Genomic DNA, 12,028 nt, shown 5'->3' with positions numbered 1-12,028 from the left:
CACCACACCGGACAACCAGTCACCCGCTCCCTCATCGCCTTCGACCACTAAACCGGTTCGGACTCACTCGTCTAGGGGTGCTCGCGCGGAACAGGTACCTGTACGGAGCCACCGCCGGCAGTACCGACGACCAGCACTACGACGTATTCGTCAACAATGCCGCCGACGAACCGCTGGCGGCACTGGCAAGGCGGAGCAATCCTGCCTTCATATCCAGCTTTGTCATGCAATTTCCCGACGACGCCGCAGCGGCGCGCGCGGCGGCGGAACTGGAAGAAACAGATTTCCAGACGATGGCAGACGGAAACCAGCGCGTATCCCTTCCCAAATATCAAGACGCACATGCACATTGGCGACCCGGCGTGCCGACCATCGGCTCGGCCGCCGCGCATGGCCGCTACGTCGTATACCTGAATATCGGGCTTGCCGATCCGGATCTCGGCCGGCTGACCGAATTGACCGAGAAAACCTACGGTGCCCAGTTCGCGCTGCTCGACAATCTCCCCGCATTGAATCCGAAAGAGATCTTGCGTCTCGACGACGATCCCCAAGGGATCCTGCGACGCACACTCAATCCCGACCGCGCCATCTCCCCCAGCTCCATCAGCTTCTTTTCGTTCGGGCTGACCGGATTTCTGAACTGGACACGCTCTTTGCGCGGGCTACGAGACACGTTCATAGCAGTCGGCGCCGACACCTTCGGAGTTTCTTGGGGCACCACAGCGATCCGCACTCGCGATGCGGATGGGGCACGGACGCTTGCACCCAAGCTGTTGCAGGCCCCCGGACTCGAGACCGTCCCGGCCGACGCGCCCCCGAGCATCCCCGGCGGAAGCTGTGTGGAGAACCGATCCAAGCTACTGCGGCCGAAGCGGTTCAGTTGCGCCGTGCCCTATCACCGCTACGTCGCCATAGTCGAGAGCGATCAGATCGTCGATGTGCACCAAAAGGCGACCGCGCAGTATGCGCTGTTCGCCAACAGTATGTAGTGCGGCCGGAAAGCCTTAGGCTTGAACCTACGGCTGCTCAACTGCTGGTAGCGCGATGGTACGGGGTCGGATATCGTATAGCCGCAGCCAGCCCACTCGCCAGCCGAGAAAGCAGCGAGCAGGGGGAAGGAGGGGAACAGGGCTGGTGACGCCAGTCGTGCAGATCGGCCGCGGACAGGGTCTGCGGTGAGCCCACAGCAGGGGCCACGTACCGCAGGGGCCGGTCGAGGATGCAGGCGGTTTGATCCGAAGGGGCGTTCCCGAAACTTTCTCGAAGAACGATGGAACCGATCAGACCAACTACGCGTCAAACCAGATGTATAGGCCAACTGGCACTTCTACCGTTGGCCGAGACGGTATTCGAAAGGAGCCATAAATGGCAGGATCGTTGAAGGCGGGCCCGAAGGAACTCGAGGCGTTCGCCAATAAGATTCAGACTAAGCACGACGCCCTGATCGCCGAGATCAACAAGACCCGCACCGCCGAGCAGACGACTACGGCGACCTGGGACGGTCAGGCGCAGGTGGCATTCACCTCCTTCATGGAGCAGTACTTCACCCAGGCCCAGAAGATGAACGACAAGCTGCAGGAAACTGCCGAGAAGATCATCCAGTCGGGCCGGAAGTTCGAGGGCCAGGACGAGCAGTTCGCCCAGCAGGTGAAGGCCCAAGTGTCCAGCCTGGACCTCCCCTGATTCGGCCGTTACCCGACATAACTATTTGAGGAGTTCACATGGCAGGCAACCCTTCACAGATTCGCGCCCACTTCGGTGAGGTCGAGGCCGGTGCCCAGTCCATCATCGGCCAGGCCCGCGGGATCATGACCCTGCTCGAAGACCTGCACAAGGAAGTGACCACCTTCGTGCAGAACGAGTGGGAGGGTGCCGCGAACGACGCGTTCACCCAGCTGCAGGCGCAGTGGAACACCAACGTGACGCAGCTCAACACGACGCTGGAAAGCGCCGGTAAGCTCGTCAGCTCCGGTAACACCGACCTGCAGGGCACCGACACGAGCCTGGCCTCGCTGTTCTGATTTCTCTGAGAACCGTCTCGGCCAATTCGCGCCCCCGGCAATGATTTTGCCGGGGGCGCGAATGATTTCTGGGTACGCACTCTCGTACTGCGACTCACCCCTTGGCCAACCGAGGTGAGGAGGGCCGCTTTCTTCGCGAAGCACAACCGGCCTTCGATGAGCTGGAACTATGTGGTGCTCCGGGTCAATTGTCGGCGTCGAGCAGGTGCCGAAGGTATTGGTCGGGGGCGGCTAGGAACTGTCGGGTGAGACGGACCGGTAGAGCGGCATCGTAGTCGACGACGGAAATCTCGCCGCTGTCGTCGATTTCGTAGATCCGCGCACCGGGGAGGGCAAGCAGGATCGGAGAGTGGGTGGCCGCCACGACCTGGCATCCCTGGGCGACGAGTTCGGTCAGGCGGGCCAACACCGTGACACATCCACGCGGCGACAGCGCGGCCTCCGGCTCATCGAGCAGATATAACCCATTGGGGCGGAACCGATGTCGCATCAGATCGATGAACGACTCTCCATGCGAGCGTTCGTGCGCCAGCACTCCACCGTAGGCGGGTAGCAGCGGCGGCGAACCGGGCTCGGCGTCGAGCCGCTCCAGTTCGGTGGTCACGTTGTAGTACGACTCCGCCCGCAGGAAGAATCTGGAACGCGGTTTGCGAATCCCCCATGCGACGGTCAGCAGCTTGCCGAGGCAGGATTCGCTGGCGCGGGTGGCGAAATTGAAGGATTGGCTCCCGCCTTCGGCATTGATTCCGGCCGCGACGGCGATCGCTTCCAATAGCGTCGATTTGCCGCTGCCGTTCTCGCCCACCAAAAATGTCACCCCGCCGGGCAAGGTCAACCCGTTGCTGCGCGCCAGGAATCGAACGGCGGGCAGATTGAACGGGTACCCCGGCTCGACTGCGTCAGGGTCGAGGCGTATCTCACGGATGAACCGCCCGTCGGAGTCCGCGAACGCATACCGGCCACCCACCAGCCCACCCTAACCTGCGGATGGCCGGCCACAGCGCGGACGGCGCGCAGGTACACCAAAGGGTCGAAAACGTTGTGCTACAAGCTAATTCACGGAAGCACATGTACCGTGGTGGCGAACTTGTCGCAGGTCCCCGACAGCATCGACCAGTTGTTGTCGGCGTATTGGCAGCCGATGCTGATCTCATAGCCGAATTCGACCAGGACATGCCAGCGAACAGTTGAGCCGTCGGTCGGATGTTCCTGGTAGGAAATCCCGGAGCGGCCGCCGAAAACCACGTCGCGGGTCAGGTCGGTGATGGTGCCCGGCGGGCGTTTCGCGATCTTGGCCTGCAATTCGGTGGCGACCTGGTCGTAGCTGGTGCCGAGGTCCACAACGGCCGTCACGACCGTCATGCGCATTTTGGTGCCGTCCTGCGGGATCAGATCGATTCGGCCCTTCGCCGGATCCGCGCCCGGGGCGATCTTCCATCCCTCCGGGGTCTGGAATTGCAGACGGCCGAAGGTTTCCATCGTCGGACCGCTCTCGATGGGCGGTGGCGGCAGATCGGGCTGCGTGGGGGGCACATTGGACGCGACCGCTCCTGGCTTGTCATGCGAGCCGGTGAGCAGGATGACCGCCGTCGCGGCCAATACGACAACGACCGCGATCGCCGCACCCGCAATGTAGTAGGGGCGGCGCGGATTCGGCGGTTTCATCGCGGCGGCGCGGGCGCGCAGCGGCTGCATCCACTCGGTATCGGGCAGGGTCGGCGGGGCAGGGTCGGGCCGGTTGCTCGGCTCGGGTGCGCGACGCAGCAGATCTGGGCCGGTGATCACGCGCAGATCCACTGTGGCACCGCAACTTTGGTGCACAACCGCGCGAACCGTCTCCAACTGCTGCGGGGTCAGCACCCCGAAAACCTGCACCAGATCGGCCGGACGGCCACCGAGCAAACCATCCAGGAAGGCCGAGAGCGCTGCTGGGCTGAGCTCATCGGCCGCGAGATTCGGTTCGTGCTCGCACGATTCGATCCGGGTGCCCCGGTGATCGCGCACCACCGTGCTGGCCGTCGTTGTCAGCGAACCGAATTCGAAGACGACGACGCGGCGGCTGTGCGAGGTGGCCTCATCCGCGTCGACGGTGCGAATCGCCAACTCCTCGAACAGGATATCGGCGGCGAAGCGGCGCAGAGCCGCCTCGAATACACCGCGCCGCCGCGGACCCCACTCGGTCGAGCAGATCACGATGATCCGGTCGGCGGGCACCGTGATCCGCATGGTCTGCAGGATGGTGCCGAATATCGCGTTCAGCGCCTCGACCGCCGACGGCAGCCGCGGCTCCAGCGCGATCCGGTCCGCCGTCGCGAATTGGACGGCGGAGCTGACCTGAGTCGGCGGGGTGAGCGGTTCGCCGACGATCAGGTCGTATCCGTTGCCGCCCAACGTGATCGACGGCGGCAGATCCCAGTGCGTCGCACTGCCGCGGGCCCAGATCCTGGATTCGGTGACGACCAGCTCGACCGTTGACATCAGGCCGGCGGCGTCCAAGCCAGCTGGATCAGGCCCTCGACATCACGCGTGACGAAGGTGCCCCGGCCAGGCGGCATGAAGCTCGGCCGCGTGGTGCCCATCAGGACGCCCTCGTCCTTGTTGCAGCTCATGATCAAACCGGCCGAACCGAGATCCCGCATCCGCCCGATCACCGCCTCGTACATTGCTCGGCTGGCACCGCCGGAACGCCGCGCGATGATCACGTGGAAACCGAGGTCGCGGGCGTGCGGCAGATAGTCGAGCAGTGCCTGCACCGGGTTACCGCTGGAGGTGGCGACCAGGTCGTAGTCGTCGACGATGACGTACAGCTCCGGACCGCTCCACCACGAACGCTCACGCAGCTGCTGCGGCGTCACATCCGCGGGCGCCTGGCGCCTGGCCAGGTAGGCGGGCAGATCGTTCATGTTGTCGGTGAACATCTCCGCGGTGAAACCCTTGCCCGCCAGGTAGTTCGGCGGCACCGCGCCGAGCAGGGTGCGCCGGTAGTCGCCGAGGATGATGCGTGCCTGATCGGGCGTGTTCGAGGCGACGATGCCGTCGATGATGTTGCGCAGCAGCGTGGTCTTACCCGCCTTCGAGTCACCGATGATGATGAAGTGCGGGCTCTCGTTGAAGTCGAGGTAGACCGGGGCCAGCTCGGATTCGTTGATACCGATCGGAATTCGCAGATTCGCCCTGGCCGGGTCGAGCTGCGAGGGCCAATTGCCGGCCAGGTAGTACAGCTGCTCGCGCGGCAGTTCCTCGGGCAGCATCCGCACCTGCGGGGCATGCCGCCCCGGCGTCGCCGCCGCGATGGTGGCGACCGCGTCGGCCACCGCCGGACCCAGCGTCGTCTGGTCGGAGCTGCCGTCGATGCGCGGCAGACCGGTGAGCATATGCAGGCAGTCCGGTGTCATACCGCGGCCGGGGCGACCCATCGGCACCAGCGAGGCGAACTTGCGGCCGAGATCCGAATCCATCGGATCACCAAGGCGCAGCTCGATTCTCGTGCCGATCTGATCCTTCAGCGCCGGACGCGCCTCGGCCCAGCGGGCCAGCGCGATCACCACGTGCACGCCGTAGGACAGACCCTGCACCGCCAGGTTCATGATGGTCTGCTCGAGCGCGTCGAAGTCCTGGCGGATCGAACCGAATCCGTCGATCACCAGGAATACGTCGCCGAATGGGTCCTCGTGCGCACCCGCGGCGGCCGGGCTGCTCGACGGATCCATCGCACGCAGCCGCCGGAACTCCACCATCGACTCGATGCCGAGCTGCCGGAATCGCAGCTCGCGACTGCGGACGATGGTGGTCATCTCCGCGATCGTGCGCCGCACCTTGTTCTCTTCCAAGCGGCTGGTCACGGAGCCGACATGGGGCAGACCCTCGAGGCTGCCCAACGTGCCGCCACCGAAATCGAGGCAATAGAACTGCACCTGCTCGGCGGTGTGCGTCATCGACAGCGCCATGATCATCGTGCGCAATGCCGTCGACTTACCCGATTGCGGGCCGCCGACGATCGCCACATTGCCGCGCGAACCCGACAGGTCGACGAACATATTGTCGCGGCGCTGATCGTAGGGTCGGTCGACGATGCCGATCGGCGCGCGCAGCGTGGCCACCGCCGAGTACTCGCCGGTGAGGATCGAGCGCGGAATCAGTTGATCCAGCGTCGGAGCATCGCCGAGCGGCGGCAACCAGATCTCGTGCGCCGGGCGGCCGTGCCCGCGGATCCGGGAGGTGAGCATGTTCAGGTTGGAGATCTGCTCGCCCTCATCCGATTTCGGCTCCGGCTCCAGCTGCGATACCTGCGGCAGCGGAACCCGGTCCACCGCACGGAAATCCACGTGCGACGCGGTGAACGGCCGTGCCTTGATATCGATCTCGCCCGCCTGGCCCGCGACGGTGTTGTCGCGCTGCGAACCGCCGCCGACATACGGGCCGGACACATACGAGGCCTGGAAGCGCACGATCTCGCCGGAGTCCGACTTCAGGTAGCCGCCACCGGGACTGTTCGGCAGGTTGTAGGCGTCGGGCACGCCGAGCACCTGTCGGGATTCGTTGGCGGAGAACGTCTTCAAACCGATCCGGTAGGACAGGTGACTCTCCAGGCCCTTGAGCCTGCCCTCCTCCAGACGCTGCGAGGCCAGCAGCAGGTGCACGTGCAGCGAGCGGCCGAGGCGGCCGATCATCACGAACAGCTCCGCGAAATCCGGGTGCTGGCTGAGCAATTCGGAGAACTCGTCGAGCACGACGAACAGCGCGGGCAGCGGATCAAGATCGGCGCCCGCGGCGCGGGCCTTCTCGTACTCCAGCACGTTGGCGAAGTTGCCCGCCGCGCGCAGCACCTCCTGGCGGCGGTTCATCTCACCGGCCAGCGCGTCGCGCATACGGTCGACGAGATCCGCCTCCTCCTCGAGGTTGGTGATGACCGCCGCCACATGCGGGACACCCTCCAGACCGAGGAAGGTCGCACCACCCTTGAAGTCGACCAGCACCAGGTTCAGCTGGTCCGGCGAATGAGTTGCCAGCAGGCTCAGCACCAGGGTGCGCAGGAACTCCGACTTACCGGAACCTGTTGCGCCGATGCACAATCCGTGCGGACCCATGCCGTTCTCGGCGGCCTCTTTGATATCCAGTTCCACCGGCATACCGTCGGCGCCTACACCGAACGGCACCCGCAGCCGCTCCCGGCCGTACCGCGGCCGCCACGCGGATTCGGGATTGAAGGTGCCGATATCGCCGAGGCCCATCAGCTGACTCCAGGTCGAGATGACCTCGGAATCGTCGGTCTCGACATCGCTGCTGCGCTGCGTCGCGGCGCGATAGGGCGCGAGCCTGCGCGCGACCTGCTGGGCCTGTTCCGGGCTGATCCGGTCGATCAACGCGAAACGCTCCTGATTGCCGGTCGCGCCGCGACCGACACACTCACCGTTCTCGACGATCATCTTGATGCCGCGCGAAACGGCAAGGCGCGGTGCGTAACCGCACAGGTCGATGATGGTGACACCCTCGTACCCGGATTCGCGCAGCTGATCCTCTTCGGCCTCGAGCAGGCCGCCGTCGACCACGAAGACGATGTGCACCATATTGGCGTTGGCCGGCTGGTTGCGCGAGTAACGCACGCGATTGCCGATCAGCGGCTGCAGGCTCGCGGTGGCCTCGCGAATCGAGCCGTAGAACATGCGCTGGGTGCCGATACCGTCCTGCGCGTCGGGATGCTGGGTGTGCGGCAGCCACTTGGTCCACTCCCACTCGCGCGCGGTGTCGGGACCGCAGACGACGGCGACCAGCACCTGGTCCGGCGCCTGGAACATGCACAGCTGCAACAACATTGCCCGCGTCATATCGCGGGCCTCGCCGCGGTCGCCGTCCAGCGCGATGGTGGCGAAACCCTTCACCGCGATGGCGGTGGGCAGATCCGGGACGGTGGAATGGGCGCGCACGAAACGGCGCAGCGATACCGCCGCGATGGGCTCCAATTCCTCGACCGGGCCGGTCTCCGGGGCCACGAGCCGGGTGGCCAACCGCTGACCGCCGACGCCGATGCGGGCGTGGCAGAAATCCTTGTCGCCCGCGCGGCGCTCCCACATGCGGCTGGTGCCCGCGAGCATCCAGATCAGACCCGGCTCGGGGTGGCTCCACTCCACCGAAGCCCGCTGCTGCTTGGCGGTTTCGTCAACATCGCGGCGGACCTGGTCGAGGTAGCGCAGATAGTCCTTGCGGTCCTCGTTGGCCTCGGCGGCCTTCTGTCCCTTGCCGCCGCCCTGCCCGGCGAACATGCCGACCATCGAGAACATCATCATGGCCGGGAACATCAGGCTGGTCGGATTCGAGCCGAAACCGCCGTTCGTCTTGAACAGCAGGGCCATCATTCCGACCATGCCGACGATCATGACGACGGGCATCATCTTGAGGAACAGATTGCCCGGCGTCACCCTGGGGATTTCGGGTGGCGGCTGCAGCGTCACCTCGCCGCCGGGCGAGCGCGGCATCTCCCGGCGCGCGCGCCGCTGAAACCGGACCGTGCTCATATCCGGACCTCACTCGACCCGGGAATGCGCACGGCGCGCTGGCAGTCGCTTCGCTCCCTCATGAAAAGAGAATCCCCCTCTATCCGAGCTGTGCTTCGACGACCACTGGTAATTGGCGGCCGCAGATTGGCCTCAGTGTAGAGGTCACAGCCGACATGTCGTATTGTTCAGCCAGCATTCTGCTGCCCGCACGGTGGGTTCGCAAGCTCGGCCCCGCCGCGGCGAGCGAGCGGAAACCCGAGGTAGAAGACGAGTTGGGGGAAGCTTGACGCACGCGCGACTTGACCACATCGACGAAGAATCATCGCGCGGCATAGTGCGCGCGCCGGACTTGGCCAGGGTGACCATCCTGGCCAAGCACACGCAGGTGGATATGGCGATCCCGGTCGACGTGCCGGTCGCGCTGGTCATCCCGAGCGTCGTCGATATGGTCGCTCAGCACAGCCGGACCAACGACTTCGACAACGAGGGCGAACGTTTCGAGCCGGCCGAATGGGTGCTCGCCCGCATCGGCCATCCTCCGTTCTCCAATTCGCTCAGCCTCGGTGAGCACGGTGTCCGCGACGGTGAGCTGCTCATGTTGGAGAGCGCGTCGCACACCGCGCCGACGCCGCTGTTCGACGACATCATGTACAACGTCGCGATCGCCGACGCCGACCACTACCGCACCTGGACCCCGAAGATCGCCAGGATCACCGGTTCGGTGCTCGCGGCGTTGACCATGCTGGTCGGCTGCTTCGGGCTGTTGACCGCGCCCGGCAGTCTGCCCGGGTGGGTCGGCGGCGGTATCGCGCTCGGCGTGACGGTGCTGTTCGTCGTCGCGGGCATGGTGTTGAGCCGGATGTACGGCGACACCGCGACCGCGCTGGTACTCGGCGGCTGCGCGCTGCCGACCGCGTTCACGGCGGGCATGCTGTTCGTGCCGGGCGATTACGGCTGGGCGCATTTCCTGCTCGGCTCGGTGCTCGTCGGCGCGACCGCGGTACTCGCGTGGCGGGTCACCGGCGTCGGCCTCGCGCTGTTCATCGGCGCGAGCACGCTCGCGGTGTACGCGGTGCCCGCCGCGCTGGTCGGGTTGCTCGCCCATGTCGAGAACCGGGCAATCGGCGCGGGTGTCGCGGCGCTCGGTCTCGCCGGGCTCTCGTTGTCGCCGCGGATATCGATGGTGCTGGCGAGTCTGCCGCTGCCGCCGGTGCCGTCGCCGGGCACGCCGATCGATCCCACCGAGGACGATCCGGACGACCATCGCGCGCTGCCGACGATGGATGTGTTGCGCGCCAAGGCCGAACGGGCGCGGATGTACCTCGCCGGCCTGGTCGCCGCGACCACGCTCGTGACGGCCGCCGGAGCCCTCGCGGCCACCGATCCCGGCTCGGGTGACCCGTATTGGCAGGGCATCGCGCTCGCGCTGGTCTGCGCGGTGGTGCTGATGTTCCGCAGCCGCACCTATGCGGGCGCCGAACAGGCCGTCGTGTTGATCGCGGGCGGTGCGAGCATCGTGCTGATCATGCTGATCGGCGCCAGCTTCGGCCCCAAGGACATCACCGTGCTGCCGCTCGCCATCTTCGGCGCGGCGCTGCTCATCCTTCTCGCGGCCCTGATCCTCGGCATCATCATCCCGAACCAAACGGCGACACCCCCGATGCGCCGCGGCGTCGAACTCCTCGAATACGCCTTCGTCGCAGCGGTTTTGCCGCTCGTCTTCTGGGTGACCGATCTCTACTCCGTTGTCCGGAACCTGTGAACGGGGTGGTCAGGATCGCCGCCGCGGCGATCGTATTGGGGATGAGTGGGTCGTTCGGGGTTGGTGTGGCGCAGGCGGATCATCCCCCTGCGGTGAATCCGGCGCTGCTACCACCCGGAGATCCGGCAGTGCCGCCGGTCGCGACCGAGTTTCCGTCGAATTCGAAGTGCGCGGACATTATCACCGGCGGTGATGCACCCACGCCCCCGGCCGCATGGAAGTCCCTCGGCCTGGAGCGCGCATGGCAATTCTCCAAGGGTGCCGGTCAGCTCGTCGCGGTGATCGATACCGGTGTCGCACGGCACAAGCGACTGCCGGGGTTGATTCCCGGCGGTGACTTCGTCGCGAATCCCGGTGACGGCACCGAGGATTGCGATGCGCACGGCACCTTTGTCGCGGGACTCATCGCTGCGTCTCAGGTGGATGGCTCATGGTTTTCCGGTGTCGCTCCGGAAGCCAGGATCCTGAGCATCCGGCAGACCAGTAAGGCGTATCAGGAAAAGGGCGCCGCACAGAACAAATCTCCGGATAGTCTCCCCGACGGTTTCGGAAGGCTGTCGACCATTGCCGCCTCGATCAGACGAGCTGTCGACATGCACGCCACGGTCATCAATATTTCGATCGACTGGTGCGGGCCCAGTAACGACCTCGACGGAGATGTCGGCGCCGCGGTGCAATACGCGTTTCAGAACAACGTGGTCGTGGTCGCGGCGGCGGGCAACAACGACACCGAACCGTGCAAACCGGTGAATACCGTTGTGGATCCGCTGAATCCGACCGCCGACCCGTGGAAAAACGTGGTGGTCAATGTCAGCCCTGCCCGCTGGGACGACTATGTGCTGTCGGTCGGCTCGATCAGCGACAACGGTGCTCCCTCTACGTTCACCGTGCCGGGTCCGTGGGTAGGTGTGGCCGCGCCCGGGGAGAACCTCGTCTCGCTCAACCCCTTATCCGACGGCCTCGCGACGGGCAGGAACTTCCAGAACCAGCAGACCTCGATCAGCGGAACCAGTTTCGCCGCACCCTTGGTTACCGGCGTTGTCGCGCTCGTCCGAGCCCGCTACCCGCAGTTGAGCGCGGGCGAGGTGATCAAGCGGATCGAGGCGACCGCCCACGCACCGTATGGCGGCTGGAACCAGTACGTCGGATACGGCTCGGTGGATCCGATCGCGGCACTGACTGCCGAGGTATCCAGTGCCCCACTACAACCCAAACTCCCGGCCCTGCCGAAAACCAACCAACTGGCGACGCCTGCCGCGCCGCCACCGCCCGACAACAGCGCACGCGATGTCGCGCTGATCGGAACCGGAATCATCGCAGGCACACTGATTCTCGGCTACCTCGCATCCTTCCCGATCCGACGCAAGTTCGGAGTCAGATCCGACGAGATGTAGTCGGCAGACCGACGATGGGGCCTCGGCCGAACCGCCGAGACCCCATCGCGGTGCGATCACCAACCCGACAATTCAGCCGACCACCGGCGCACGACAAGACATCGGCAGCGAGTGACTCGAATGGTGTTGAACCACAACAGCATTCATGCCACCACGTCCCCATTGCGGCCGATCCGAAACTTGTACCGGCCGACCCGGGCCGATTCCAACCGATCAGAGGATTCCTCGTCTTCCGTTGGGAGTACGAGGTCGACGCCATGTTGCGATCGAGTGCTGGGTCTGTCGACGGCGGGTGAAAACTGACCCCTGCGTGGCATCTGAATTTTGACCCCTTGTCCGGTTGATCCTGGTTCGAAC

Annotated in this window: 8 protein-coding genes; 5 read left to right on the top strand and 3 right to left on the bottom strand. The window is 65.3% G+C overall.

Annotated elements, in window-relative coordinates:
• The 3 genes from LGY53_RS43270 to LGY53_RS43260 form a co-directional block, all read left to right on the top strand.
• Positions 1–989, top strand: a 989-nt coding sequence (locus tag LGY53_RS43270) for a hypothetical protein (RefSeq protein ID WP_225732485.1), incomplete at its 5' end; no start/stop codon positions are given.
• Positions 990–1,365: 376 nt separating this feature from the next.
• Complete coding sequence (locus LGY53_RS43265) at positions 1,366–1,683, top strand: WXG100 family type VII secretion target (protein WP_225732484.1); 318 nt, start codon at positions 1,366–1,368, stop codon at positions 1,681–1,683.
• Between the two features lie 38 nt (positions 1,684–1,721).
• A complete protein-coding gene (locus LGY53_RS43260) occupies positions 1,722–2,021 on the top strand; it encodes a WXG100 family type VII secretion target (RefSeq protein WP_225732483.1) in 300 nt (99 codons plus the stop codon).
• Between the two features lie 184 nt (positions 2,022–2,205).
• Here the strand turns inward: LGY53_RS43260 and LGY53_RS43255 are convergent, their stop codons facing one another.
• The 3 genes from LGY53_RS43255 to eccCa all read right to left on the bottom strand — a co-directional run bounded on the left by LGY53_RS43255 (position 2,206) and on the right by eccCa (position 8,533).
• Positions 2,206–2,988, bottom strand: coding sequence for an AAA family ATPase (locus LGY53_RS43255; protein ID WP_225732482.1), 783 nt, complete (start codon positions 2,986–2,988; stop codon positions 2,206–2,208).
• Between the two features lie 89 nt (positions 2,989–3,077).
• Complete coding sequence (locus tag LGY53_RS43250) at positions 3,078–4,499, bottom strand: type VII secretion-associated protein (RefSeq protein WP_225732481.1); 1,422 nt, start codon at positions 4,497–4,499, stop codon at positions 3,078–3,080.
• Entirely contained in the window at positions 4,499–8,533 is a 4,035-nt protein-coding gene (gene eccCa / locus LGY53_RS43245) for a type VII secretion protein EccCa (protein ID WP_225732480.1), read from the bottom strand. The genes LGY53_RS43250 and eccCa overlap by 1 nt, the downstream gene beginning before the upstream one ends.
• A gap of 265 nt (positions 8,534–8,798) precedes the next feature.
• On the opposite strand from eccCa, the gene eccD reads away from it, so the two are divergent.
• Both eccD and mycP read left to right on the top strand, forming a co-directional pair.
• Positions 8,799–10,277: a type VII secretion integral membrane protein EccD gene (eccD, locus tag LGY53_RS43240; protein WP_255670288.1), complete on the top strand. Its 1,479-nt coding sequence runs from the start codon at positions 8,799–8,801 to the stop codon at positions 10,275–10,277.
• A 41-nt stretch (positions 10,278–10,318) separates the two neighbouring features.
• On the top strand, positions 10,319–11,671 hold the full coding sequence (mycP, locus tag LGY53_RS43235) for a type VII secretion-associated serine protease mycosin (RefSeq protein WP_225732478.1): 1,353 nt from the start codon (positions 10,319–10,321) through the stop codon (positions 11,669–11,671).
• Positions 11,672–12,028 lie beyond the last annotated feature (357 nt).

It is taken from the genome of Nocardia sp. JCM 34519.1 (assembly GCF_020361265.1).
Classification (GTDB): domain Bacteria; phylum Actinomycetota; class Actinomycetes; order Mycobacteriales; family Mycobacteriaceae; genus Nocardia; species Nocardia arthritidis_A.
The sequence above is the reverse complement of the archived record's forward strand: the minus strand, read 5'-3'. Positions and strand labels throughout refer to the sequence as shown.